This window comes from Mesorhizobium sp. M1328 (assembly GCF_040318075.1).
Taxonomy (GTDB): Bacteria; Pseudomonadota; Alphaproteobacteria; order Rhizobiales; family Rhizobiaceae; genus Mesorhizobium.
The window spans coordinates 13,918-36,964 of the sequence record NZ_JAMYLO010000014.1; the positions used below are offsets into that span (position 1 = coordinate 13,918).

The following is a 23,047-nucleotide window of genomic DNA, read 5'->3' on the forward strand; positions in this document are numbered from 1 at the left end:
ACCATGGCAAGGACAAACGAAGCGGCAGAGACCGGGAAATACTGGCGGCATCCGTGCTTCCCCGACCTTGGCCTGTTCGAGGCGCGCTTCACCCAGCACCGCTACGAACTGCACACGCACCCGACCTATGTGATCGCCCTGATCACCTTCGGCTGCGAGCGGATTCGCATCGGCCGTCAAAGCGTTCTTGCTCCGGCAGGCGCCATTGCCGTCGTTAATCCAGAGGAGTGGCATGACGGCGAACGCGGCGCGGACGAAGGCTGGGCCTACCGGACGTTTTATCCTTCGGTGCCGCTGATGACCGCGCTTGCCCGCGAACTCGGCCGCGATGGCGCTCCGGTCTTTTCGCGCGCGACTATCCAAGACAGTGGTCTTGCTGCAGCGTTGGCGGCAGCACACCAGGGCTCGACATCCCCGGACACAACGATGGCCGAGACGTCCCTGTTCGTGGCGCTGCGACGGCTGATCGTTCGGCATGGCGATTGGAACGGGCGTCCCGAGGAGCTCGAAAGCTCCAGTTCACGGCGAAGGTTTTCGCTCTACCGCGATCTTGTCGAAAGCGAGCTTGGCTCGCAGCTCGACCTCAAGCGGCTTGCAGGCGCGGCCGGCGTAACCCGGTTCCAGGTCATCCGCGACTTCAACAAGGCGATCGGCCTCACGCCGGCGGCCTATATCCGCGACCGGCGATTGCGCCGGGCGAGCGCGCTGATCGAACGGGGATTTGGCCTCGCCGACGCCGCCATCGCGGCAGGTTTCGCCGACCAGAGCCATCTGTCCCGTACATTCCGGGCCATGCATGGCATGACGCCGGGCATATTTAGAAGAGCGGGATAGGCGCTCCTGAACAGACAGCTTGCGCGCCAATGCGTGCTGCGCAATGCTGACGCAGCTCGGGGGGAATCATGCGAAAAATCTTGGCATCGACGCTGCTGCTCGCGGCTGCACTGTTTGCAAATAGGGCCCAGGCGCTGGATGCCAGCGGCACCCCGGTTGTCGTGACCCCGCTTGCCTCTCGCACCGAGACCGCGTCCGGCCAGCCGATTACGCTGCCCCAGAAGAACGTGCAGGTCCTGGTCTCGGCCTATCAGATCGCGCCGGGCGCGACCTTGCCGGTCCACAAGCATCCGTTTCCGCGCTATGCCTATGTCGAGGCCGGCACGCTTCAGGTGACCAATGTCGAGACCGGCAAGAGCAACACCTATCAAACAGGTGATTTCATCATCGAAATGATCGGGCAATGGCATCAAGCGACCAATGTCGGCGCCGATCCCGTCAAACTGCTGGTCATCGATCAGGTTGAAGAAGGCACCAAGAACACGGTATTGCGCCAGTAGCTGCGGTCGTCGGGCACTGCAGCAAGCAACGTCCGAATTCACTCCGCCGCTTTCGCCCGGTCGGCAGCGGCGGCCAGAACGGCGCGATCCCCCTCCTCGTACAACCGATGGATGGCAATGGCGTTGACGCGCCAGCCTTCCGGCGTCCGCACCAGCCGGTGGAGATAGCTGCCGCCGACCGTCCAGAACCGGGCGCCGATCCAGTGAGTTGCGCGGACATGGCTGCGTGCAACCGCGTCATTGCCCGCGCCTTCGACGGTGATGTTGGTGATGAGGTGCTGGGTGGCGTCGAAGCCCGGCAGCAGCCCTTGCCACACGGCGATCAGCGCGTCGCGGTCGCTGGTTGTCGCCTCGCCGCCGAAAAGGCTGGTATAGTCGGTCGTGACGCGGGCCGCGAGATAGGATCTGACCCGGTTCCATTCACGCAGATCGGCATAGAGGCCGATCCCGGCAACCGCCTCGGCGATTGCGATCCTGTCTTCGACCGTCAGCGCATCTCCCGATGCGCTCGAGGCGGGCGCCGAGATGGCGGAAATCATCGCAGCGGAAACCGCCGAGATCAGGACATGCCGGCGGGTGACGAAGCTCATTGTCCCGCCTCCCCCGCACTGCCCAGCGTCGCGCGGAAGTGCGCGGCGACGGCATCACTCGCCGCCTTCACCGGCGCGGCACGATCGTAGAAATCGAATTGGGTGACGTTGTCGAGCCACAGCTCCTGCTTGGAGCTGGTCAGCCGCGCGTAAAACTTGTGCGCACCCTGGGGAATGGCTGCCGCCTCGCTATGCACCATCAGAAAGGGCTGGTGCAGGCGCGGGGCAGCCTGGATGGCGTCGAACCTCAGCCAGCCGCGCCAGAAGGCCGGATCGGCCTCGTTGCGCCAGGCCGGGATCATGCCGCGATCGGGCTCGGTGTAATAGGGCATCTTGAACATGATCGCGCGCTCGTCGGTCAGGCTCGCGGCCGGCAGGAACGCCTGTCTGCCGGTGCGGCGATACGCGGCCTCGGCCGCATCGCTCGTGGCTTCAAGCCTGGCGACGCCGTGCTTGCCGCCATAGGTCTGCTCGACCACTTCGGCATCCTGCAACCAGGGCGCAACGAGGGCGACCGACTTGATCGCGGCGTTTTCGGCCGCAGCGGTGACCATGTAGCCGGAGCTGGCGCAAATGCCGAGCCCCCCGATGCGGTCCTGATCGGCTTCGGGCCGGCTCGCGAGATAGGCGACCGCTGCTTCGATGTCGGCGATCTTGGCCTTAGGATCCTCGTACTGGCGGCGTATGCCGCCGCTTTCGCCCCAACCGCGAAAATCGAACGTCAAGGCGACGAAGCCGCGGTCGGCCATCTCGCGCGCGTAGCGGGCCGGCATTTGCTCCTTTACCGTCATCCAGGCGCCGGTGACGACCAGCGCGGGCCGAGGTTTCGCCGCGTCCAAATCCTCCGGCAGATAGAGCTCGCCGATGATCTGCTCACCGTTCGAGGCGAAAGCGACGCGCTCGATGCGCGGTGCGGCGAAGGCATTGGAGGCGGCGAGCGCCACGGCGGTTGCTGCAGCAAGTGTCAGGATTTTAAGCATCGCAAGTCTCCTTTGGCTTGGAGTGAGAAGCGCGGCGCGTTGCGAGAAAGACCGCCGTCCCAGCGCTCGCCAGCCAGTCGGCCGGGCAATGGCGTCAGCGGGTAATGAGCCCAGTAGAAGGCGTCCGACTGATACATGTCGGTCAAAAAATTCTGTGCCTCGGCGATCTTGCCGTCCTTGATGCGGAACATCAGCGCGTAGAGCTGGTCGATCTCGGGACCTGAGCCGACATTCGACCAGCCGCGATGGACATCGACGACGAGGTCGCCCTGCGCCTGGAAGAAGATCGGCTCCGCCTTGAACTTGCCGTCGGCCAGGCCGCGGAAGAAGGCGACCACCTCGTCCGGCCGCGCTTGTCGCCGGCGAGCGGATGATGACCGGGAATGCGCCACACGATGTCAGGCGCGAGGAAGGGCCGCACGGCCTCGGGATTGCCGCTCGCGTAAGCTGCGTAGTAGTCCTTGATGAGCTGGATGTTGCTGTCCTCCAGCGGCCCGGCATTCGCCGGGGCGGCAGACACCGCCAGAAGGGCGCCGGCGGCGAGTGAAGCGAGCCTGGTCATCGGTCCTGTCTCCTTGCCAGTTCGAGCCGTCGCAACAGCGAGGCCCGTTCGTCGAGCCCAACATGACGCCTTTTGTTCGCCGGAAAAACCAGTAGGGTTCGACAGGGCTATTTGGAAAAACCTTACAATGCGCCTCGACCAATTCAGCGGCATCGTCGCCTTCGTAAAAGTTGCGGAGGCCAGGAGCTTCACCCGCGCCGCAGCCGAGCTCGGCGTCGCTCCGGCCTCGTTGAGCGAGGCGGTCAAGGGGCTCGAGGAGCGCCTGGGGGTGCGGCTGCTCAACCGTACGACCCGCAGCGTTGGGTTGACCGAAGCCGGTGCCCAATACCTCGATCATGTGCGCCCGGCAGCCGAAGATATCCGGGCGGCTGGTGCGGCACTGCGCGAGGCCCGCGACCGTCCCGCCGGCACGCTGCGCCTCAGCCTGCCCTGGATCGCCGCCCCGCTGCTGATCGAACCGCTGATGCGGCCGTTCATGGATGCTTATCCCGAAGTGCGGCTTAGCCTGATCTTCGACGACAGCTTCGTCGACATCGCCGCCGAGGGCTTCGACGCCGGCCTGCGCATCGGCGAGCTTCTCCAGAAAGATATGATCGGCGCGCGCCTGGGCGGACCCCTGCAGATGGTCGTGGTCGGCAGCCCCGATTATCTGGCGCGCAACGGCACGCCGAAGCGGCCGGCCGACCTCGCCGCCCATCGCTGCATCGCATTCGCTCTCACCCGCACCCGCACGATTTCGCCCTGGGAGTTCATCGTGGAGGGACGCGAAGTCGCATTCACGCCGGACGCATGTCTGGTCGTGAACACGCTTCCGCTGTGCATTACCGCCGCCGCGCAGGGGCTTGGCCTCGCCTTCGCGGTCGAGGGCCTCGCCGCGCCGCTTCTTGCCTCAGGCGCGCTGGTCAAGGTGCTGGAGCCTTTCTGTCCCGCTTACGAGCCGCTCCACCTCTATTATCCGAGCCGCCGCCTCGTACCGCCGAAGCTGCGGGCCTTCATCGACTTCGTGCGCGCGAATTCTCACAAGCTGCGGATCTGATGTGGCTTTGCGGGAACCCGGCCCCGTTCAGCCCCAGGCGCCGACCATCTGCCTGGTAGTTGCGTTGAGACGGTTGAACGCATTGATCAGGGCAATCTGGACGACCAGGGCGGCAAGCGCCTTTTCGTCGTAGTGCCGGGCTGCCTCGTCCCAGACCGCGTCCGGCACCGGATCCGGCCGGTCGGCCAACCGGGTTGCCGCCTCGGTCAGCGCCAGCGCGGCGCGCTCGGCGTCGGTGAAATAAGGTGTCTCCCGCCAGGCGGACACGGTGAAGACGCGCTCGTCCTTTTCGCCGGCCTTCTTCAATTCGCGCGCATGCATGTCGACGCAGAGGCTGCATCCGTTGATCTGGCTGGCGCGCAAATGGACGAGCTTGCGCGTCACATAGGACAGGTCAGCCGTTTCCGTCGACTTGTCCAGCGCGAGCAGCGCCTGCAGGGCGCCGGGAATGAGCATCACCGGGTTTTTCAATCGTGCTTGCACAGTGGTCTCCTTCGGACGTGTTTTCTCAAGCCCGGACGACGAACATCCGGGGTCTCGATATTTCTTGGTTCTGTCAGTTCGCCGGCCGCCGCGTTGCGGCAAGGCGAGCGCCGGGATCTTCAGCTTTGCGAGGCAGTCACCCGCTCAAGCCGCTCGAGAATGCGCGGCCAGCCGCTTCCCATGCCGATGTAGCCGCGCTCGTCCTCGGACCGGAACCCGGAATGCTCCATGCGCACCCGCGTCGCCGTACCTTCGGGCGTCAACGACCATGTCACCACGGTCTTCAGACCGCTGTCGGATTCGGTGCCGTCGCCCCAGCTGTAGGCGAGCAGGCGTGGCGGCTCGATCTTCAGCACCTCGCAGTTCGTCACGCCGGACCAGCCAGGCACCGGCGTCGCGCGAAAGGTAAAGCGATGGCCTTGCTCAGGCGCAAAGTCGTTCTCCATCAGCCATTCGGCAACCAGATGCGGCACGGTCAGTGCGCGCCATATCTTTTCAGCCGCGTGCGGAATCAGACGCTCGACGACAATGGATTTGGTTTCGATTGTGGTTGCTTCAGTCATGACTTCGGACCCGTTGTTTGCGGTTTGGCTGGGCTATTCAACAACGCGCTCTCCATGAGAACCAATAACCCATCAGCTATGAGTTACGTATAACGCTTAAGTTATGAATGTGTCAAGCGGCGGAATGGCAGGCGCGCCCGCAAGCACATTGAGCCAACACTTCGGGCTTTCATCGCACCAGACCCGATGCTACCGCTGGCCAGCCAAATCATCGACGGATCGCCCATGACCGAGACCGAACGCCCTCGCCTGCCGCTGATCGAGATCTGCGTCGAAGGCATAGACGGCCTGCTGGCCGCGCAAGCCGCCGGCGCCGACCGTGTCGAGCTCTGTGCCAGCCTGATCGAAGGCGGCATCACGCCGAGCTTCGGCACCGTGCGCACGGCGCTTGAATTAGCGACGATCCCGTTCCACGTCATCGTGCGGCCGCGCGGCGGCGATTTTCTCTATAGCGAAGCCGAATATCGTTCGATGCTCGCCGATGTCCGCGCGCTTGCCGAGGTCGGCGTCGCCGGTGTCGTCGTCGGCTGCCTCAACGCCGACGGCATGATCGACGAGCAGCGCATGAGCGAACTGGTGAAGGCGGCGGGGGACTTGAACGTCACCTGCCACCGCGCCTTCGACATGACCCGCGACCCGACAGAGGCACTGGAGGCGCTGATCCGCTGCAAGGTCGGCCGCGTGCTGACCAGCGGCCAGCGGGACACGGCGCTCGAGGGCGCTGACCTGCTCGCCGATCTTGTCAGGCAGGCCGGCGACCGCATCATCATCCTCGGCTGCGGCGGGCTTGATCCCGAGAACATCGGCAAGGTGCGGAGGAAAACCGGGTTGAGCGAAATGCACTTCGCCGCGCTCAAGGACGTGCCGAGCGCCATGCGTTACCGCAATCCGAAAGTCGGCATGGGCGGCACCGACCTCGACCGCGAATACCGCAACACCGTGACCGACGAGGCGATGGTGGCGGCAACCATCGCCGCTGCCCGGACATGATGCCGGATGACAGAAGAAAACATGATTGAAACGCATTTCCCGATCGAGCAGGTCTCGCCGCAGGATGAGCCCGCCATCCTCGCGCTCAACAACGAGCATGCTGCCGAATTGTCATGGCTCGAACCCGAGCGCCTCTCCTTCCTGCTCGGCGAAGCGTTTTACACGCGCCGCATCGGCACGCTCGAAGCCTTCATCATGACCTTCCATCAGGACGCCAGCTACGACAGCCCCAACTTCCTGTGGTTTCGCCAGCGCTATCCGCGGTTCGTCTATGTCGATCGTGTCGTGGTCGACGCCAAAGCGCGCGGCCGCGGCCATGCCCGCCGGCTGTATGAGGATCTGTTCGAGCAGGCGTCACGCGCCGGCCAGGCGATCGTCACCTGCGAAGTCAATGCCGAGCCACCCAATCCGGCTTCGGACGCCTTCCATACCGCACTCGGCTTTGTGGAAGTGGGCGACGCGGTAATCCACGGCGGCAAGAAAGCCGTGCGGTATTATGCAAGACGGATCGCCGGCTGAACGGCGGGCGCTATTCACCCTACCAATTGCGGTTCAGCCAGGAGCGGGCCGGCTTTTCGACGATGTAGTAGCTGCACAGAGCGCAAGCGAACGCCGCCACCAGCGTCAGCCACGCCGAACTACCTTGTATGTCGACGAATTGATAAAAGGGCTGCTGCCAAAGATAGAGCGAATACGACCACAGCCCCAGCATCGTCATCGGCCGGGAGGATAGAAACCCGGTCAGGTACCGGCTGCTGAAGTCGAGCGAGTTGACGGCGAGTGCCAGCAGCGGCACCGCGACCAGATAGTGGATCGGGGTTGGCACGGCAGCCATGAAAAGGAGCACAGCCACGACTGAGGCCGCCAGGGCGACATGCGGCCCCTTGAGCAGCGCCGGCAGCCTGTCGTCGGCCTTGAGCAGGCATATCACCGCCGAAAGCAGGATCGAGGCGATGTGCACGTCGGTGCGCCAATAGGCGCCCTCGTAGCCTATTGCGAACACCCGGTAGGAGATGGCGCCGTTTGCCATGGCCAGCACCGACAATGCGCCTAGCAATAGGATGACGTGCGATCGCTTCGAAACGACGACGCTGATCAGCGCCAGGATGATATAGGCGTGCTCTTCGACGCAGAGCGACCAGATATGGTCGAGCGCGCCGGCGCGGGTGACGAGAATTCCGGCGTAGTTGTAAGTGAACGTCAGCGCAGTCAGCGCCGCCTTCCACTTGAAGGCGATGAATGTGCCGGACAAGGCAACCATCGCGGCAACGACAAACACCAGCAGTGCCGGATAGATGCGAGAGAACCGGCGCTTGAAGAATTTCTTCAGCGGATAATGTTCGACAAACAGGATCTCGGCCATCAGCCGGCCGCTGAGTACGAAGAAGAATTCGACGCCCAGGACACCGAGATTGATGGCGGGAACGGGGAAGAAATGGCCGATCAGCACCAGCGCGATCGACAGGCCGCGCCAGCCGTCGAGATAGGCAAGCCTGGTTCTTGCCGAGCTGTCGGCGACAGGCCTGGACACGACAAGACGCGTCGCGGAGATGTCCGTCATGCCGGTCCCTTCTGCGACAGGCGGGCTGGAGGCCGCATTCTCAGCCATATTGCAATGCACTAAAACTTTGTGCAAGTGCGAGATAACGACACGCCGAAGTACGGGACGCACAAAAAAGGGGCCATCAAGGCCCCTTCCCAAAACGACGGTCTGCAGTCTCAGGCGTTGGCGGCAGCCACCGCCATCGCGGTGCGATGTCGCCTTCCGTCTGTGAGCGGCTGCGCGGACGCCGTCAAACGGCAGAAACTTCAAATCCATCATGTTGGCTCATTGCCAAAGCACCGCTTCAAGACAACAATGACCTCGACGCCGGCGCGCCAGACGCGCACAAAAAAAGCGTCGGAGGAAATGGAGGAGGAAGCCGCTGGCCAAGTCACGGACGCGCTATGCATGCGGCCTTTCGGTGCTCACCACCGACCAATCTGACGCGGATGCGTTCGCCCGGGCGGTGGCAGCGGAAGCAATGGCCATCGACGCCGGGTTTGCCCTCCTGTTTTTCTCGCAACGTCTCATAGAGGCCGTCGCCCTGTCGGAAGCGCTGAAGACCCACGCGCCGGCGCTCCACTATGCCGGCTGCTCGACGGCCGGTGAGATAACGCCCAAAGGGCTGGAGGAAGGCCAGATCCTGGCTATGCTGTTTCCCTCCGCATCGTTTTCGGCAGCCAGCACCATGGTCGAAAATCTGTCCTCATCCGGCATGGACGGGATTACCGGCGAAGTCGAGGCGCTGAGGCGTTCGTTACGCGAGCGCCTCGGGCACGAGCGAGCCGACACCACTTTCGCGCTCTGCTTGATCGACGGGCTGTCCTATGCCGAAGAAGCGGTGACCTCCGCCATCCATTGGGGGCTCGACGATATTCCACTGATCGGCGGGTCGGCTGGCGATGATTTGAAATTCGAAACAACGCGGCTGATCTCGAACGGCAAAGTGACCTCCGACAGCGCCATCATCGTGCTGATCACCACGGAAATTCCTTTCCACGTGTTCAAGACCGACAATTTCGTTCCCACCGACGAGAAGCTGGTGGTGACGGCATCCGATCCCGACCACCGCATCGTGCGCGAATTCAACGCCACCAATGCCGCCGAGGAATATGCCGCCTCGGTCGGCGTCGTCGCGCAGATGCTGACGCCACTGAGTTTTGCCTCGCACCCGGTGGTGGTGAAAGTGGGCGGCGAATTTTACTGCCGTTCAATCCAGAAGATGCACGCGGACGGCTCGCTGTCGTTCTTCTGCGCCATCGACGATGGTGTCGTGCTTGCCGTCGCCCAGCCCAAGGACATGGTCGAGGCGACCCGCGCCGCGCTCAGCGACGTCAGCGAAAGGCTTGGCGGCATCGACCTGATCCTCGGCTTCGACTGCGTGCTGCGCCGGCTCGACGCGCGCAACCGCCAAGTCTATCGCGAGATTTCGGAACTCTACAAGGTCAACAACGTCCTCGGCTTCGGCACCTATGGCGAACAGTACCGTTCGATGCATCTGAACCAGACCTTTACCGGCATCGCCTTCGGTGAACGCAACGCGGCCGAAGCGGCGGAGTAGGAAATCCGGGATGCCGCTGAGGAACATCGACGACCTGGAAAGGCTGAAGAAGATCAACGCCGCGCTGATCAGCCGCGTCGAGCGTTCCATGGACCAGCAAGGCAATGCCTTTTCGCTGTTCCAGACCGCCATTTCGCTCGAGAACCGGGTGCGCAACCGCACCGAAGAGCTGCATTCGACCTTGCGCCGGCTGGAGCAGTCGAACATCGACTTGAACGCGGCCAAGGAAAACGCCGAGCTGGCGAACCTGTCCAAGACCAGGTTCCTGGCGGCCGCCAGCCATGACGTGCTGCAGCCGCTGAACGCCGCGCATCTGTCGGTCTCGGCGCTTGCCGAAGTACAGACCAGCGACGAAGGCAGAAACCTGGTCCGCCAGGTCGAGCGATCGCTTGAGACGATGGAGGACCTGCTCCGCACCTTGCTCGACATTTCCAAGCTCGATGCCGGCGTCGTGCAGCCCGACATCACCGATGTCAGCCTGGAGACGCTGTTTTCGTCTCTGCGCTCGGATTTTCAGCCGGTCGCGGAGATGAAGGGGCTGACGCTGAAGTTCCGGCCGGTCAATGCGCTCGTATGTTCGGACCGAACCTTGCTGCGCCGCATCCTGCAGAACATCCTGTCCAATGCACTGCGCTATACCCGCTCGGGCGGCGTGTTGGTCGGCACCAGGCATCGCGGCGACACGATCCGCATCGACGTCGCCGATACCGGCTGCGGCATCCCCGACGACCAGCGCGAGGCGGTGTTTGAGGAATTCCATCGCGGCGCGATCCCGACGGATGCCGGGCTTGCCGCCGGCGGGCTGGGGTTGGGGCTGGCCATCGTGCGCCGCATCGCCGCGGCACTCGGCCATCCCGTCACGTTTTCGTCGAAGGTCGGACATGGCACGATTTTCCATATCGACGTTCCGGTCGGGATCGGCGACGCAGCCGATCTAATCGCCAGCACCGCCGAGATGGAGCGGCCGCGTGGCTACGGCCTGTTCGGCACAAAGGTGCTGCTGGTCGAGAACGACATCGACGTGCTGCAGGCGATGACCTCCCTGCTCGAGCGCTGGCAATGCCTGGTGCGCCCCGCCACTTCGACCGGTGACGCGCTCGACATGCTTGGCGATACCGACTGGTTGCCAGATATTGTCATAGCCGACCAGCATCTCGACGGCGGCGACCTCGGCACCACCACAATCGCCGAGGTCCGTGATTATCTCGGTCGCGCCGTGCCCGCGCTGATCGTCACCGCAGACGGCTCGGAGACAGTCGCCAAGGCCGCCCGCGCCGCCGGCATCGAGCTGATGCGCAAGCCGCTGAAGCCAGCGCAGCTGAGGGCGTTGCTGGCACATCTGCTGGCTTAGAGAATGACTAACGCGATCCTCGACTACTTGGGAAAACCGGCGTCATCTCCTTTGACGTCACCGCCGTTTGAGTCCTGGGAATTCAAACGAACTGTTGACAATGATCTTCCGGAAATCCGCATAGACTACGTTTCTGCGCGTAACAGATTTTCCTTCATCTGCGATAGCGATGAAAAAATAGACACCATATTCATAGAGGCTGATAATTTGGATCGAAGCCTCCTGGACATTTCCTTTTCACTCAGCCGCAACGACGTGCTGCGTATATTGGGCGTGCCCTCAAAAAGCGGCGCGGCACGGAGAGATCCTTTTTTGGGTGAATACGGCCGTTGGGACCGCTTCGACGAGGCGCATCATTCAATACATATCTCATATCACGCTCATGCAAACCGGATAACAAGGGTGACGCTTATGCGCGCCGACGCGGTGCCGTTGACTATGCCGGGCATGCCATGCGCGACTGAGAGGACCCGGGAAACCACAATGATAGTGCAGTTCTACGGCATCACCTTCGACTTGCCCGTCGGATGGGAAGACATAACTGACGACCTCCCCGAGGGATCGCCGCCTACCTTAGAAATTACGGTGACAGTGCACTTTTCTACTGTTCGCCCGGCCGTCGTTGTCCGTAGATCGACTGCACGGCTCGCCTCGCCCGCCTTATCGTTCCCGGTCTGCCGCACTAGGTAACGCAGCTGACCGGGTTGCGGTGCAAATCGGCAAAGCCGTGAACCCACGAAAATGAGGCAGGCGACGAAAGAAACATGGTGCACCTGTCACCGATTTTGAATTGCAGTGATTGAAACCGTCGCGGACAAGGCCAAGAACGACGCTGCCGGGGAACAAGGGGGCAATGAAGGGTGTGCCGAACAAAACAATGACCAACAGCAATAAGAAAAAAGTTGAACACTATACATCTCCCTTTTGGCGCATTCTTCGAGGAGAGGCTGTGTACCAACTTGATGAAACGTCAGTGCCGGAAGCCATCAATCGGGCGCTTGGTCCCGACCCTTTTTGGGAGAAAGGGGAGAATATAATGTGCTTCGACGACCTCGAGGTCGGACTAGACGAAACAAACGAATTGAAAACTGTTCGGTACTACGGCTTATATCCTGGGAAAACCAGTAAGGGCGAGATCAGGCTTCCAAAGCTTGATAGCGAAAGAATTTCCAAAAAACTATTACAAATGAGTAACGTTGTGGAATATCTAATGATTAACTCTGTCGGATTCAACTACGATAAAACGTTTGACAGCGATTCCGACCGTGGTCTTCGCCTGCACGATGGAGGAAGTATTCATTTATATAACAAAGCTGGAATCTTCTATCTTGGTTCGGTTTTTTTGATGAAAATTTAGAACAACAGAAGGGGTGAAGAGTCCATCTTTGTTCGCAGGCGACCGTGAGATCAAAACCCCGCATGGTCCCGAAACAGCTCGGCATTGTCGAGCTTCGAGACCTCGATCACCGCCTGGGTGCGGCTGTAGACGTTGAGCTTGCGCAGGATTTCGGAGACATGCGCCTTGACGGTGGTCTCGCCGACCTGCAGCTCATAGGCGATCTGCTTGTTGAGCAGGCCCTGGCGCAGCATCTGCAACACTTTGAGCTGCTGCGGCGTCAGCGTGGCCAGGCGCTGCACCATCTCGGCGCGGTCGGTGCTGTTGGCGTCGGGCGGCCGGCCCTCATAACTCCCAGGAACATAGATCGCGCCTTCCATCACCGAGCGGATGGCCGCGGCAAGATCGCTCTTGCGCGCCGATTTCGGGATGAAGCCTGCCGCACCATAGGACAGCGCCTCGGAAATGATCTTCGGTTCCTCATAGCCGGAGACGATGACCACCGGCAGGCGCGGATAACGCGTCCTGAGCTGCAGCAGTCCGTCGAAGCCATGCACGTCGGGCATACTGAGATCGAGCAGCGCCAGGTCGAACGGCTTGGCATCCGTCAGAAGCTCGAGCGCCTCGGCAATAGAGCGCGCCTCCACCGTGTCGACCTCCGGATAGGCCATCTGCACGGCGCTGTGCAGCGCCTCGCGAAACAGCGGATGGTCGTCAATGATCAGGAACCTGGCGCGATCGGTCATCAGCTTCATTTCGGTTTGGTCTGGCCTAGAATAGTCCTGCAACCATGGCCAGCTTATTGGCAAATAGTACATTGCCATCCTGGCTTGCTAAAGCAGAATGTGCCCATGATTTCCGCGGCGCCATGCGACAGGCCTGGCTCTTCCGCCATCCAATGCCTTGCCCGTCCGCCCAAATCGGCCGAATGTGCGGGGGACAGATCCGCTGAAACAGAGACAGTGCATGACCGGCTTCGTCCTTCCCCTGCCCGCAACCCCGTCGGTAGCCGTCGCAGGCTCGCCGGAGCGTTTTGCGGTGCGCCGGATCTTCTGCGTCGGCCGCAACTACGCCGCGCATGCCCGCGAGCTCGGCAATGACGAGCGCGACCCGCCCTTCTTCTTCACCAAACCGGGCGACGCGGTGGTCGACGCGGCAGTCGGTTCGGGCACCACGATCCCCTACCCGCCGCTGACCCAAAACCTGCATCACGAAATCGAGCTGGTCGTCGCGATCGGCAGAGCCGGCTTTCGCATACCGCGCGAGCGCGCGCTGGACCATGTCTGGGGTTACGGCGTCGGCGTCGACCTGACCCGCCGCGACCTTCAGGACGAGGCGAAAAAGGCGGCAAGGCCGTGGGACTGGTCGAAAGCCTTCGACCGCTCAGCGCCCTGCGGCCCGCTGGTCCCGGCGCAAAAATCCGGTCATCTCGAAAAGGGTCGCGTCTGGCTCGCGGTCGACGGCGAGATCAGGCAGGACGGCGACCTCGCCGAACTGATCTGGTCGGTTCCCGACATCGTCTCGATTTGCAGCGAGGCGGTAGAACTTCGGCCCGGCGACCTGATCTTCACCGGAACGCCAGCTGGCGTCGGCGCCATTGGGCCGGGCGAAAAGATCACCGGCGGCGTCGACGGCATCGGCGAAATCGAACTGACTATTGGCCAACCGGGCCCGTGATCCGATGAGCGACCTCATCCTTCACAACTACTACCGTTCCTCGACCTCTTACCGGGTGCGGATCGCGCTGGAGATGAAGGGCCTGGCCTACGAGTACGTGCCGCATCATTTGCGCCACGGCGAGCATCTGGATCCCGCCTACCTCGCGGTTAATCCGCAAGGGCTGGTGCCGGCGCTGATCCTGGGCGACGGCACGCTGCTGACGCAGTCGCTGGCAATCATCGAATTTCTCGACGAGACCACGCCAGAGCCGCCGCTGCTGCCCAAGGATGCACCCGGCCGGGCTCGCGTCAGGATGCTGGCGCAGATGATCGCCTGCGACATTCATCCGGTGAACAATCTGCGCGTGCTGACCTCGCTGCGCACACTGTTCGGCGCCGGCGACCAGGATGTCGTCAACTGGTTCCGGCACTGGGTCAACGAAGGCTTCCAGCCGCTTGAAAAGATTCTGGCTTCCTCGCCCGAGACCAAGACATTCTGCCACGGCGACACGCCGGGGCTGGCCGACATCTGCCTGGTCGCGCAGGTCACCAGCAATGCCCGTTTCGGCGTCGACATGACGCCCTACCCGACTATCTCGCGCATCCATGCCGCCTGCATGGCGCTGCCGGCGTTCCAGAAGGCCGCGCCGGAGAACCAGATCGATGCCGAATAGAGAAGCCAAAGATCCAGATGAAGCGAAAACGCTCGCCGACATCGAAGAATATGGCTGCCACATTCTGTATGTGCTGGAAGAAGGCGAGCATCCGCCTTTCAGCTACTCGGTGGGGATAGAGCACAATTTCAATGCTCCTGAACTGGTCGTTGTCGGGCTGAAGCCAGAGCTTTCCCAGTCTGTCATCAACCAATACTGCAGACGGGTGTGCAACGGCGAGATTTTCCGCATCGGGCAGCGATCGTCTGGTTTCATAGGCGGCTTCGACTGTCAGTTCGGCTCGGTCCATGTGGAGCACTACCCTGAACATTTCGGTTGGGACATCTGGTTCTACGACGGCCTGGGCTTCCGGGTTATGCAGCTTATCTATCCTACGACCGAAGGCATCTGGCCGTGGGATCCTGAAGCGAGCGAGTGGTTTCGAAAGCGGCAACCGCTTCTCGACACGCCGCCGGCATCAAGCTAACTCCGAACAACCGCCTGACCAATGCGCCGTTATTGAATTGAAACTTATGAAAGCCTTGTCATGAAAGCCGTCGTCTTCGAAAAGTTCGGCGAAACGCCAACGATCCAGACCGTTCCCGATCCGGAGCCGGCACCGGAAGGCGTCGTCATCAAGGTCGAGGCGACTGGCCTCTGCCGCAGCGACTGGCATGGCTGGATGGGCCACGACGACGGCATCCGCCTGCCGCATGTGCCGGGCCACGAACTGGCCGGCGTCGTGGTCTCCGCAGGCAGCCAGGTGACCCGCTGGAAGGGCGGCGAGCGCGTCACTGTGCCGTTTGCCGTCGGCTGCGGCCGCTGCTTCGAATGCACCTCGGGCAACCACCAGGTCTGCGAGCATCAGTTCCAGCCCGGCTTCAGCGCCTGGGGATCGTTCGCCGAATATGTCGCCATCGACCATGCCGACACCAATCTCGTGCGCTTGCCCGACGAGATGGAATTCGCCACTGCCGCCAGCCTCGGCTGCCGCTTCGTCACCTCGTTCCGCGCCATCGTCGATCAGGGCCGCGTGACCCCCGGCGAATGGGTGGCCGTGCATGGCTGCGGCGGCGTCGGCCTGTCGGCGATCATGATCGCCAGCGCCATGGGCGCCAATGTCGTCGCCATCGACCTCACCGACGAGAAGCTGGACTTCGCCAAAAAGATCGGCGCGGTGGCGACGATCAACGCGGCAAAGACGCCGAACGTGGTCAAGGCGGTCAAGCAGATCACCAATGGCGGCGCGCATATGTCGATGGACGCGCTCGGCCACCCCAGTACCTCGTTCAATTCGATCGCGAACCTGCGCCGCCGCGGGCGCCACGTGCAGGTCGGCCTGATGCTCGGCGACCACGCAAGGCCGCAGATACCGATGGACAAGGTGATCGCCTTCGAGCTCGAAATCCGCGGCAGCCACGGCATGCAGGCGTTTCGCTACCAGGCGATGATGGAGATGATCCGCACCGGCAAGCTCAAACCCGAACTGCTGGTCGGCAAGAAGATCAGCCTCGAGGAGGCGCCGGCCGCTTTGATGGCGATGGGCGGCTTCGAAGGCATCGGCATCGGCGTGGTGACTAGATTCTAGATTAACGAAAAGAGGCGCAGACCTCCCGCACGCAGGCTCGCAGCCAGCGCTGCGCCGGATCGGCATCGAGCCGCGGATGCCAGAGCATTGAGATGGTGACCTCGGCAACATCGACCGGCAACGGGAAGCTGTACATGCATGCGCGCGCGCCCAGCGTGTGCCGCTCGGGGACGCTGGCGATCAGATCGGAGGCGCGCGCCATGGCGAGCGTGGCCGAGAAGCTGGAAACCATGCACGCAATCGTCCGCTCGAGGCCCAGCGGCTTCAATGCCTCGTCGATCGGGCCCTTTTCGCGGCCACGCCGCGAAACGCTGATGTGGCGACCGGCGGCATAGCGTTCCGGCGTCACAAGGCCCTCGCTCAGTCTATGTCCCGTTCGCACCGCACCGATGAAGCGGTCGCGAAACAGCGCCTGAATGCGCATTTCAGGGCTCGTTTCACCGGCAACCCCGATTTCAAGATCAATCCCAGCGTCGCGCAGCGCCATGTCGTTCTTGTCGGATTTCGGCGCAAAACGCAGCCGCACGCCGGGCGCGTCCGCTTCGATGCGGGCGACAAGACGCGGCGCGAACTCCTCGACGAAACTTTCGTTGGCGCGCAGCGTGAAGACTTTGTCGAGAGCAGAGAGGTCGAGGAGCCTGGCCGGGCTCAGGAGAGCTTCCGCATCCTGAACGACGCGGCCTACCTGTTGCTGCAATTCCAGTGCGCGCGGCGTCGCAACCAGGCCACGGCCGGCCCGAACCAGCAATGGGTCGCCTGTCGCCTGGCGCAACCGCGCCAACGTCCGGCTCATCGCCGAGGGACTGAGGCGTAGCCGCCCGGCCGCGCGCGCCACACTGCCCTCGGTCAGCAGCACATCGAGGGCGACAAGCAGATTGAGATCGGGCGACGACATGGAGGGACCGTAGCACAGTTCAATCGTGACGTGGCGTTCAATGCACGAATAAAATGCAAGTGCTGCGTCTTCCGCCACATCAAGCCGGGGAATAGCTTGCGGCAGCTCCGATCCTGGGGCTGTCGGCAAAGGAGTTCACCTTGGCATCGATCGCTGAAAAGACTTGGAACGAAGTTGCCCCGGTGAGCGCCCGCTCGGCCCGATGGGCATTGGCAAGTCTGTCGCTTTCAACGCTGCTGTCGTCGCTCGCCACCAGCATCGCCAGCGTCGGGCTGCCATCGCTGATGCAGGCGTTCGGCGCATCGTTCCAGCTCGTGCAATGGGTTGTCCTGGCTTATCTGCTCGCCATCACCACCTTGATCGTCAGCGCCGGGCGGCTCGCCGATATATTCGGCCGCCGACCGCTGTTGCTCGGCGGCATTGCCCTGTTCACCTTCGCATCGGTGCTTTGCGGGCTCGCGCCGACGCTCTGGCTGCTGATCGCCGCAAGGGCGGCACAGGGGCTCGGCGCGGCCGTTATGATGGCTCTGACGCTGGCCTTTATCGCCGACACGGTTCCCCGGGAAAAAACCGGCAGCGCCATGGGCCTGCTCGGCGCCATGTCGGCGATCGGCACCACGCTTGGCCCCTCGCTTGGCGGACTGCTGATCGCCGGCCTCGGCTGGCGCGCGATCTTCCTCATCAATCTGCCGTTGGGAGCGCTGGCCTTCGCGCTCGCCTGGCGCGTCCTGCCGGCCGGAAGAAAGACAGCGGAACCGGATCGGCGCGGTTTCGACGGGATCGGCACGGCTTTGCTCGCTCTGACGTTGGCCGCCTATGCGCTCGCCATGACCCTTGGGCGCGGCAGTTTTGGTTTTCTCAATGTCGGCTTGCTGATTGCCGCCGCCGTGGCTGGCCTGCTGTTCGTCATTGCGCAGACAAGGGCCGAGAACCCCTTGATTCAACCTGCCAGATTCCGCGATCACGCCTTGAACGCAAGCCTTGCCATGAACCTGATCGTCGCCACCGTGATGATGGCGACGCTGGTGGTCGCGCCATTCTATCTGTCGCGCGCACTTGGGTTGAACGCAGCCATGGTCGGGCTGGTCCTGTCGACCGGCCCTCTGGTTACCGCATTGGCGGCACTGCCGGCCGGACGCCTGGTCGATCGTTTCGGGGCGCACCGGATGATGATCGTCGGCCTGTTCGATCTCGCTATTGGTACCTTTGCTCTGTCGCGGGCGGAATTCGGTATTGCCGGCTATGTCGTACCAATCATCATCGTCTGTACCGGCTACAGCCTGTTTCAGACCTCCAACAATTCAGCCGTGATGACCGATGTGGCATCCGACCAGCGCGGCGTCGTCTCCGGCCTGCTCAATCTGTCGCGCAATCTCGGCCTGATCACCGGTGCGTCGGTGATGGGCGCGGTGTTTGCCTTCGCATCGGCTGGCGGAAGCGAAGGCACCGGTCAGCAGATATTGGCATCTGCGGCAGCCGCACGCGGCATGCAGGTCACCTTCCAGGTCGCGACGGCCCTGGTCGTGGCGGCGCTGATCCTTGCGATTATTTCTGATCGCCGCGGCCAGCACGCTTAGCTGAGCCGCCAGCGACAAACTCCAGCATCAGTTCAGCAGCCCTGAGCGCATGCGTCTCCAGAAGGAAATGGCCTGCGTCGAAGACGTGAGCCTCCATCCGGGGAAGATCCATAAGCCAGGACTGAACCTCTGCAACGTCGAAGAAGGCATCGTGGCGACCCCAAAAAAGCATCGCTCGGGGCTGATGCTTCGCCAGATAATCAGCCACTTCCCCGAACCGGTCGACATATCGGCCGTAGTCGGCAATGAGCGCCTTCTGCAGATCAAGTCGTCCCGGCAGACACATGACCCGCCAGTCTTCAATCCAATTACCTGGATCGATCTGCGCCGCGATCTCGGCTGGCAGGCCGGCGACGTACTGGTCGCGGGCTCCCTCGAGGGTCAGATGGGCGGTGGCGGCCTGCTGGTTCGCAGCATTCGGCGCAGCCCAGAAGTCCAATGTGTCTGCCCATTGCGGACCAAAGCCGGAGCGGTGGGCATTGGCATTCTGGATAACGAGGCCTTCGACGAGTTCCGGCGCGCGCATGGCGAGATGAAGCGCTACCGGGGCTCCGAAATCATGCAAATAGAGAAACCTGCGGCCAACGTTGAGACGCGAGAGCAGCTCGTCAATCGCGCGGGCCAGCATGTCGAACGATGGCTCGGGCGGCAGATCGGACGCGCCGAAGCCCGGCAGGTCAGGCGCCACGACATAGACGCTGCCGGAAAGCGGGGCAATCACGTCGCGAAACGTCCGCGAGGAGCTGGGAAAGCCGTGCAGCAGCACGAGCGCGGGCTTGGAAGCGTCACCAGCCGTCCGGACGGCCACCTCACCACCGGAGGACAAGGCTATCTTCTGGACCCCAGGCACCAAAATTGTACCTTTCCTCCACGCCGATGCAGGCCACCTCGCTCCTTGCGTCACGCTGGCCGATTCGGCGCCTCAGAGGCGTCGTTTCGCCAGGTCGGCAGCTCTTGGTATCAATTGGACGCGATGGTATCGAGTTCAAGAGTATGCTGGCGCACCTATCTCGCATATCTCTTGGCACCGACGACGCAAAGCACGACGGCGGCGGTGACGGAGATCATGGCGGGACTGAACTGCTCATGCAGCAGCGCTGCCGCCAGCCCAAGGCCGAAGAAAGGCTGCAGCAGTTGCAACTGCCCGACCGCAGCGATGCCGCCTTGCGCCAGGCCGCGATACCAGAACACGAAACCGATCAGCATGCTGAACAGCGAGACATAGGCCAGGCCAATCCAGGCGCCCCTGCCGGCACTTTCGAGCGACGGCGGCATGGTGATGAACGTCAGCGCCAGCATGACGGGCAGCGACAGCACCAGCGCCCACGAGATCACCTGCCAACCGCCGAGCTTGCGCGACAGCGCCGCTCCTTCCGCATAGCCCAATCCGCACACGATGATGGCGGCCAGCATTAAGATGTCGCCGAGCGGCGAGACCGACAGGCCTTGGGTGACTGCAAAACCGGCGACAAGGACGCTGCCGAGGCACGAGAACAGCCAGAACGCCGGCTTCGGGCAATCACCGCCTCGAACCACGCCGAAGATCGCGGTCGCCAACGGCAACAGGCCGACGAAAATGATCGAGTGAGCCGAATTGATGTGCTTGAGCGCCAGCGCCGTCAGCAGGGGAAAGCCGACCACGACGCCAAGCGCCACGATCGCCAGCGGGAGCAGATCTCGCCGCTCCGGGCGCTTCTGGCGAAAGAGAAGCAGCAGCGCCAGGCCGAGGATGCCCGCCGACGCCGCACGGGCGACCGTTACGAACACCGGATCGAAATCCATCACCGCCACGCGCGTCGCCGGAAGCGAACCGCTGAAGATCAGCACGCCTATGAACCCGTTGACCCAGCCACTCGCCGCCCAGCCACTTGCCGCCTTGTCCATTGATGCTCCGCTCGTTTTCGCCCTCTATCGGGCCGGGCGTATGGCTCCGCCAGAGACAATGAGGTACAGTTTGACAAAACCGTCATGGTAGGCTGAGCAGTACGGATGGATGAGCAGACGACAACAGATGAGGGCAGCCGGACGCTTGTCGAAAGCGTCATGGCGACGATCAGGCACAGGATCGCCGCGCGCAGCCTGACACCGGGAATGCGGCTGCCTTCGATCCGGGCTTTCGCCAAGGCCATGCAGGTTTCCAAGTCCACCGTGGTCGAAGCCTATGAGCGTCTAGCGGCGGAAGGCATGATCCGCTCGCGGCCAGGCTCGGGTTTCTATGCCGCCGGACAGTTGGCTCCGCTGTCGCTGGCCGAGATCGGCCCCAGGCTTGACCGTGCTGTCGACCCGCTGTGGGTCTCGCGCCAATCGCTGGAAGCCGGCGACGGCGTCCTGAAACCGGGTTGCGGCTGGTTGCCGGCGTCATGGATGCCCGAGGCCGGATTGCGCCGCGCGCTGCGGACGATGGCCCGCGCCGACGATGCCGCGCTGACCGACTACGGCACGCCGCTCGGGTTGCCGGCGCTGCGCCATCTGCTGGCGCGGCGCATGGCCGAGCACGGCATCGAAGCCTCTCCGGACCAGATCATGCTGACGGAGTCGGGCACCCAGGCGATCGACCTGCTGTGCCGGTTCCTGCTCGAACCGGGTGACACTGTGTTGGTCGACGATCCCTGCTATTTCAACTTCCATGCCCTGTTGCGCGCCCATCGGGCCAAGGTGATCAGCGTCCCCTACACGCGCTCGGGTCCGGACATCGAGCTGTTCGCCGATTTCGAACACACGCCCGCGCCCCGGCTGGCGGCCTTCGACGGGCTCAGCCGGGTCATCCACGTCGGAAGCTTTTCCAAGACGCTGTCGGCATCGGTGCGCTGCGGCTTCATCGCCGCTCCTCGCGACTGGATGGAAGGATTGACCGATCTCAAGATCGCCACGTCGTTTGGCAGCGGTCGGCTTGCATCCGAACTGGTACTGGCGCTGCTGAAGGACGGTCTCTATCGCAAGCACGTCGATCTGCTGCGCGCGCGGCTCTCGCGCGCCATGGAAGAAAGCAGCACCCGCCTCAGGGCGATCGGCATCATGCCATGGATAGATCAGCCGGCCGGCATGTTTTTATGGTGCAGGCTGCCGGAGGGGATAGATGCCGCAGATGTCGCCCGCCACGCTCTGTCGGCCAATGTCGTGCTTGCGCCGGGCAATGCGTTCAGCCTGTCCCGGTCGGCCAGCCGTTACATGCGCTTCAACGTCGCGCAATCGGGAGGCGACCGGATTTTCAGGGCGCTTGAAGACGCGATGTCGCGTTGATTGCGCTGCCGCAAAACTGAGGCTGAACTCTCAGGTGCCGGCCCGCTTGCGGCGCGCATAAAGCATGACGAGCGTCTCGGCGGTCAGCGCCGGCCTCTGCTCGCCTTCGATCTCGACCGTATTGGCAGCCTTCATCAGATATTGCCCCGGACCTTTGTCTTCCATCGACAAGAGCGTGGTGCGCAGCCTGATCCGCGAGCCGACCCTGACCGGCGCCACGAAACGCACTTTGTCGAAACCGTAATTGAAGGCGGCCTGCGTGTTTTCGGGTACGATGCCCATCTCGAGCGCCAGCGCGCCGATGATCGACAGGGTCAGATAGCCATGCGCGATGGTGGTGCGGAACGGGCTTTGCCGCTTCGCCCGCTCCGGATCGACGTGGATCCATTGATGATCGCCAGTGCATTCGGCAAACTGGTCGATGCGGTGCTGATCGACCACTGTCCAGTCCGAGACGCCCAACTCCTGCCCGGCCATCGCCCTGAGTTGCTCGAAGGTCGGCGGCGTCCTCGGCCGTATCTGCGTCATTCCTGCTTTCCCGATCGCTTGCCTGTTCCGGACCACGACGGGCCGCCCCTGTCAATTCGCCAATGCGATTCCAGCGCATAATCTTCGGCCGAGCCGCCGGTCTTTGCCGCCGGCAAGTGTGCTGCCGGGGAACAGCTTACTTCTTGTTGTGGCCGGCGCGGATCTCCTCCATCGCCTCCTTGATGCGGCTGCGCAGGATTTCGATCGATTCGGTGCCGGACGCCCTCGCCAGTTCGGCCATCTCGCCGGCATTCTTCAGCGCGGTCTCGAAGGATCTCCTGGCGAACGCCGCCTGCTTCTCCATCATTTCCTGGGGATTGCCGGGCGCCCTGTAGTTTTGTGCCATGTCGGTGATTTCGCGCAGCGTGTCCTGCAGCATCTCGCGTTGCCTGGACAACAGCGCCGACGCTCCGGCGGCACTCGCCCGGGCCGACTTCTCCAGCGCTTCTAAGTTTTTGCGGTTGTGAGCGAGGATCGCCTCGACGTCGACATTCGGCAGCTTCAGGTCGCGGCCGAACTTGCTGAACATGTCGATGAAGGACTCGGACTCCGGTCGTTTTGCCATGCTGGTTCTCTCCC

At 62.8% G+C, this 23,047-nt stretch carries 27 protein-coding genes; 15 read left to right on the forward strand and 12 right to left on the reverse strand.

Annotation, left to right across the window (positions count from 1 at the left end):
* Positions 1-3: 3 nt before the first annotated feature.
* Both NKH23_RS22405 and NKH23_RS22410 read left to right on the forward strand, forming a co-directional pair.
* Entirely contained in the window at positions 4-834 is an 831-nt protein-coding gene (locus NKH23_RS22405) for an AraC family transcriptional regulator (RefSeq protein WP_353025941.1), read from the forward strand.
* Between the two features lie 68 nt (positions 835-902).
* Positions 903-1,334 carry a cupin domain-containing protein gene (locus NKH23_RS22410; RefSeq protein WP_352913354.1) on the forward strand — a complete coding sequence of 144 codons (432 nt, stop codon included), beginning with the start codon at positions 903-905 and terminating at the stop codon, positions 1,332-1,334.
* 38 nt (positions 1,335-1,372) lie between these two features.
* Here NKH23_RS22410 and NKH23_RS22415 read toward each other — a convergent pair whose 3' ends face one another.
* Genes NKH23_RS22415 through NKH23_RS22425 form a run of 3 tightly spaced genes read right to left on the reverse strand, consistent with a single transcriptional unit; the run spans position 1,373 to position 3,242 of the window.
* Positions 1,373-1,924, reverse strand: coding sequence for a nuclear transport factor 2 family protein (locus NKH23_RS22415; RefSeq protein ID WP_352913353.1), 552 nt, complete (start codon positions 1,922-1,924; stop codon positions 1,373-1,375).
* Positions 1,921-2,904, reverse strand: a complete 984-nt coding sequence (locus NKH23_RS22420; protein ID WP_352913352.1) for an alpha/beta hydrolase — start codon at positions 2,902-2,904, stop codon at positions 1,921-1,923. The genes NKH23_RS22415 and NKH23_RS22420 overlap by 4 nt, the downstream gene beginning before the upstream one ends.
* Entirely contained in the window at positions 2,889-3,242 is a 354-nt protein-coding gene (locus tag NKH23_RS22425) for a nuclear transport factor 2-like protein (RefSeq protein WP_352913350.1), read from the reverse strand. The genes NKH23_RS22420 and NKH23_RS22425 overlap by 16 nt, the downstream gene beginning before the upstream one ends.
* Before the next feature lie 351 nt (positions 3,243-3,593).
* Here NKH23_RS22425 and NKH23_RS22430 point away from each other — a divergent pair, with 351 nt between their 5' ends.
* The gene (locus NKH23_RS22430; RefSeq protein ID WP_352913349.1) at positions 3,594-4,502 is read left to right on the forward strand and encodes a LysR family transcriptional regulator; all 909 of its coding nucleotides are present in this window, start codon (positions 3,594-3,596) and stop codon (positions 4,500-4,502) included.
* Positions 4,503-4,529: 27 nt separating this feature from the next.
* Here the strand turns inward: NKH23_RS22430 and NKH23_RS22435 are convergent, their stop codons facing one another.
* Both NKH23_RS22435 and NKH23_RS22440 read right to left on the reverse strand, forming a co-directional pair.
* Positions 4,530-4,985: a carboxymuconolactone decarboxylase family protein gene (locus tag NKH23_RS22435; protein ID WP_292662971.1), complete on the reverse strand. Its 456-nt coding sequence runs from the start codon at positions 4,983-4,985 to the stop codon at positions 4,530-4,532.
* A 119-nt stretch (positions 4,986-5,104) separates the two neighbouring features.
* Positions 5,105-5,548 (reverse strand): SRPBCC family protein, encoded by a 444-nt coding sequence (locus tag NKH23_RS22440; protein ID WP_023676417.1) that lies wholly within the window; start codon positions 5,546-5,548, stop codon positions 5,105-5,107.
* Between the two features lie 225 nt (positions 5,549-5,773).
* On the opposite strand from NKH23_RS22440, the gene NKH23_RS22445 reads away from it, so the two are divergent.
* Positions 5,774-6,538: a copper homeostasis protein CutC gene (locus NKH23_RS22445; protein ID WP_353035355.1), complete on the forward strand. Its 765-nt coding sequence runs from the start codon at positions 5,774-5,776 to the stop codon at positions 6,536-6,538.
* 21 nt (positions 6,539-6,559) lie between these two features.
* The gene (locus NKH23_RS22450) at positions 6,560-7,057 is read left to right on the forward strand and encodes a GNAT family N-acetyltransferase (protein WP_352978309.1); all 498 of its coding nucleotides are present in this window, start codon (positions 6,560-6,562) and stop codon (positions 7,055-7,057) included.
* A gap of 19 nt (positions 7,058-7,076) precedes the next feature.
* On the opposite strand, the gene NKH23_RS22455 is transcribed toward NKH23_RS22450, so the two are convergent.
* Entirely contained in the window at positions 7,077-8,099 is a 1,023-nt protein-coding gene (locus tag NKH23_RS22455) for an acyltransferase family protein (RefSeq protein ID WP_352978311.1), read from the reverse strand.
* A gap of 463 nt (positions 8,100-8,562) precedes the next feature.
* On the opposite strand from NKH23_RS22455, the gene NKH23_RS22460 reads away from it, so the two are divergent.
* From NKH23_RS22460 to NKH23_RS22475, 4 genes are all read left to right on the forward strand, one after another.
* Complete coding sequence (locus NKH23_RS22460) at positions 8,563-9,642, forward strand: FIST N-terminal domain-containing protein (RefSeq protein WP_353025942.1); 1,080 nt, start codon at positions 8,563-8,565, stop codon at positions 9,640-9,642.
* A gap of 10 nt (positions 9,643-9,652) precedes the next feature.
* Positions 9,653-10,993, forward strand: coding sequence for an ATP-binding response regulator (locus tag NKH23_RS22465; RefSeq protein WP_353025943.1), 1,341 nt, complete (start codon positions 9,653-9,655; stop codon positions 10,991-10,993).
* Between the two features lie 3 nt (positions 10,994-10,996).
* Complete coding sequence (locus tag NKH23_RS22470) at positions 10,997-11,683, forward strand: DUF6392 family protein (RefSeq protein ID WP_352913338.1); 687 nt, start codon at positions 10,997-10,999, stop codon at positions 11,681-11,683.
* A gap of 163 nt (positions 11,684-11,846) precedes the next feature.
* Complete coding sequence (locus NKH23_RS22475; RefSeq protein ID WP_352913337.1) at positions 11,847-12,350, forward strand: hypothetical protein; 504 nt, start codon at positions 11,847-11,849, stop codon at positions 12,348-12,350.
* A gap of 50 nt (positions 12,351-12,400) precedes the next feature.
* On the opposite strand, the gene NKH23_RS22480 is transcribed toward NKH23_RS22475, so the two are convergent.
* Positions 12,401-13,084: a response regulator gene (locus NKH23_RS22480; RefSeq protein WP_292662956.1), complete on the reverse strand. Its 684-nt coding sequence runs from the start codon at positions 13,082-13,084 to the stop codon at positions 12,401-12,403.
* Positions 13,085-13,295: 211 nt separating this feature from the next.
* Between NKH23_RS22480 and NKH23_RS22485 the strand changes: the two genes are divergently transcribed.
* The 4 genes from NKH23_RS22485 to NKH23_RS22500 are packed head-to-tail and all read left to right on the forward strand — an operon-like array spanning position 13,296 to position 16,228.
* Positions 13,296-14,006 carry a fumarylacetoacetate hydrolase family protein gene (locus NKH23_RS22485; RefSeq protein ID WP_353035359.1) on the forward strand — a complete coding sequence of 237 codons (711 nt, stop codon included), beginning with the start codon at positions 13,296-13,298 and terminating at the stop codon, positions 14,004-14,006.
* A 4-nt stretch (positions 14,007-14,010) separates the two neighbouring features.
* A complete protein-coding gene (maiA, locus tag NKH23_RS22490) occupies positions 14,011-14,661 on the forward strand; it encodes a maleylacetoacetate isomerase (RefSeq protein ID WP_352913334.1) in 651 nt (216 codons plus the stop codon).
* A complete protein-coding gene (locus NKH23_RS22495) occupies positions 14,651-15,127 on the forward strand; it encodes a DUF4262 domain-containing protein (protein WP_352913332.1) in 477 nt (158 codons plus the stop codon). Before maiA ends, NKH23_RS22495 begins: the two co-directional genes overlap by 11 nt.
* A 60-nt stretch (positions 15,128-15,187) precedes the next feature.
* Entirely contained in the window at positions 15,188-16,228 is a 1,041-nt protein-coding gene (locus NKH23_RS22500) for a zinc-dependent alcohol dehydrogenase family protein (protein ID WP_352721058.1), read from the forward strand.
* Between the two features lies 1 nt (position 16,229).
* Here the strand turns inward: NKH23_RS22500 and NKH23_RS22505 are convergent, their stop codons facing one another.
* On the reverse strand, positions 16,230-17,123 hold the full coding sequence (locus tag NKH23_RS22505) for a LysR family transcriptional regulator (protein ID WP_352721060.1): 894 nt from the start codon (positions 17,121-17,123) through the stop codon (positions 16,230-16,232).
* 140 nt (positions 17,124-17,263) lie between these two features.
* Here NKH23_RS22505 and NKH23_RS22510 point away from each other — a divergent pair, with 140 nt between their 5' ends.
* Positions 17,264-18,700, forward strand: a complete 1,437-nt coding sequence (locus NKH23_RS22510) for an MFS transporter (protein WP_352721062.1) — start codon at positions 17,264-17,266, stop codon at positions 18,698-18,700.
* Here the strand turns inward: NKH23_RS22510 and NKH23_RS22515 are convergent.
* Both NKH23_RS22515 and NKH23_RS22520 read right to left on the reverse strand, forming a co-directional pair.
* Positions 18,669-19,526 (reverse strand): alpha/beta fold hydrolase, encoded by an 858-nt coding sequence (locus tag NKH23_RS22515; RefSeq protein ID WP_353035361.1) that lies wholly within the window; start codon positions 19,524-19,526, stop codon positions 18,669-18,671. The genes NKH23_RS22510 and NKH23_RS22515 overlap by 32 nt on opposite strands.
* A 179-nt stretch (positions 19,527-19,705) precedes the next feature.
* Positions 19,706-20,584, reverse strand: coding sequence for a DMT family transporter (locus NKH23_RS22520; RefSeq protein ID WP_352913327.1), 879 nt, complete (start codon positions 20,582-20,584; stop codon positions 19,706-19,708).
* Positions 20,585-20,689: 105 nt separating this feature from the next.
* Here NKH23_RS22520 and NKH23_RS22525 point away from each other — a divergent pair, with 105 nt between their 5' ends.
* On the forward strand, positions 20,690-21,940 hold the full coding sequence (locus tag NKH23_RS22525) for an aminotransferase-like domain-containing protein (protein WP_353035363.1): 1,251 nt from the start codon (positions 20,690-20,692) through the stop codon (positions 21,938-21,940).
* A gap of 30 nt (positions 21,941-21,970) precedes the next feature.
* Here NKH23_RS22525 and NKH23_RS22530 read toward each other — a convergent pair whose 3' ends face one another.
* The gene (locus tag NKH23_RS22530) at positions 21,971-22,468 is read right to left on the reverse strand and encodes a MaoC family dehydratase (protein ID WP_352721068.1); all 498 of its coding nucleotides are present in this window, start codon (positions 22,466-22,468) and stop codon (positions 21,971-21,973) included.
* A gap of 136 nt (positions 22,469-22,604) precedes the next feature.
* A complete protein-coding gene (locus NKH23_RS22535) occupies positions 22,605-23,033 on the reverse strand; it encodes a phasin family protein (protein ID WP_352721069.1) in 429 nt (142 codons plus the stop codon).
* Between the last annotated feature and the right edge of the window lie 14 nt (positions 23,034-23,047).

Coding starts and splice junctions, on each gene's coding strand:
- NKH23_RS22405 (WP_353025941.1), top strand. CDS start 4: ATGGCAAGGACAAACGAAGCGGCAGAGACCGGGAAATACTGGCGGCAT.
- NKH23_RS22410 (WP_352913354.1), top strand. CDS start 903: ATGCGAAAAATCTTGGCATCGACGCTGCTGCTCGCGGCTGCACTGTTT.
- NKH23_RS22415 (WP_352913353.1), bottom strand. CDS start 1,924: ATGAGCTTCGTCACCCGCCGGCATGTCCTGATCTCGGCGGTTTCCGCT.
- NKH23_RS22420 (WP_352913352.1), bottom strand. CDS start 2,904: ATGCTTAAAATCCTGACACTTGCTGCAGCAACCGCCGTGGCGCTCGCC.
- NKH23_RS22430 (WP_352913349.1), top strand. CDS start 3,594: ATGCGCCTCGACCAATTCAGCGGCATCGTCGCCTTCGTAAAAGTTGCG.
- NKH23_RS22440 (WP_023676417.1), bottom strand. CDS start 5,548: ATGACTGAAGCAACCACAATCGAAACCAAATCCATTGTCGTCGAGCGT.
- NKH23_RS22445 (WP_353035355.1), top strand. CDS start 5,774: ATGACCGAGACCGAACGCCCTCGCCTGCCGCTGATCGAGATCTGCGTC.
- NKH23_RS22450 (WP_352978309.1), top strand. CDS start 6,560: ATGATTGAAACGCATTTCCCGATCGAGCAGGTCTCGCCGCAGGATGAG.
- NKH23_RS22455 (WP_352978311.1), bottom strand. CDS start 8,099: ATGACGGACATCTCCGCGACGCGTCTTGTCGTGTCCAGGCCTGTCGCC.
- NKH23_RS22460 (WP_353025942.1), top strand. CDS start 8,563: ATGGCCATCGACGCCGGGTTTGCCCTCCTGTTTTTCTCGCAACGTCTC.
- NKH23_RS22465 (WP_353025943.1), top strand. CDS start 9,653: ATGCCGCTGAGGAACATCGACGACCTGGAAAGGCTGAAGAAGATCAAC.
- NKH23_RS22470 (WP_352913338.1), top strand. CDS start 10,997: ATGACTAACGCGATCCTCGACTACTTGGGAAAACCGGCGTCATCTCCT.
- NKH23_RS22475 (WP_352913337.1), top strand. CDS start 11,847: ATGAAGGGTGTGCCGAACAAAACAATGACCAACAGCAATAAGAAAAAA.
- NKH23_RS22480 (WP_292662956.1), bottom strand. CDS start 13,084: ATGAAGCTGATGACCGATCGCGCCAGGTTCCTGATCATTGACGACCAT.
- NKH23_RS22485 (WP_353035359.1), top strand. CDS start 13,296: ATGACCGGCTTCGTCCTTCCCCTGCCCGCAACCCCGTCGGTAGCCGTC.
- maiA (WP_352913334.1), top strand. CDS start 14,011: ATGAGCGACCTCATCCTTCACAACTACTACCGTTCCTCGACCTCTTAC.
- NKH23_RS22495 (WP_352913332.1), top strand. CDS start 14,651: ATGCCGAATAGAGAAGCCAAAGATCCAGATGAAGCGAAAACGCTCGCC.
- NKH23_RS22500 (WP_352721058.1), top strand. CDS start 15,188: ATGAAAGCCGTCGTCTTCGAAAAGTTCGGCGAAACGCCAACGATCCAG.
- NKH23_RS22505 (WP_352721060.1), bottom strand. CDS start 17,123: ATGTCGTCGCCCGATCTCAATCTGCTTGTCGCCCTCGATGTGCTGCTG.
- NKH23_RS22520 (WP_352913327.1), bottom strand. CDS start 20,584: ATGGACAAGGCGGCAAGTGGCTGGGCGGCGAGTGGCTGGGTCAACGGG.
- NKH23_RS22525 (WP_353035363.1), top strand. CDS start 20,690: ATGGATGAGCAGACGACAACAGATGAGGGCAGCCGGACGCTTGTCGAA.
- NKH23_RS22530 (WP_352721068.1), bottom strand. CDS start 22,468: ATGACGCAGATACGGCCGAGGACGCCGCCGACCTTCGAGCAACTCAGG.
- NKH23_RS22535 (WP_352721069.1), bottom strand. CDS start 23,033: ATGGCAAAACGACCGGAGTCCGAGTCCTTCATCGACATGTTCAGCAAG.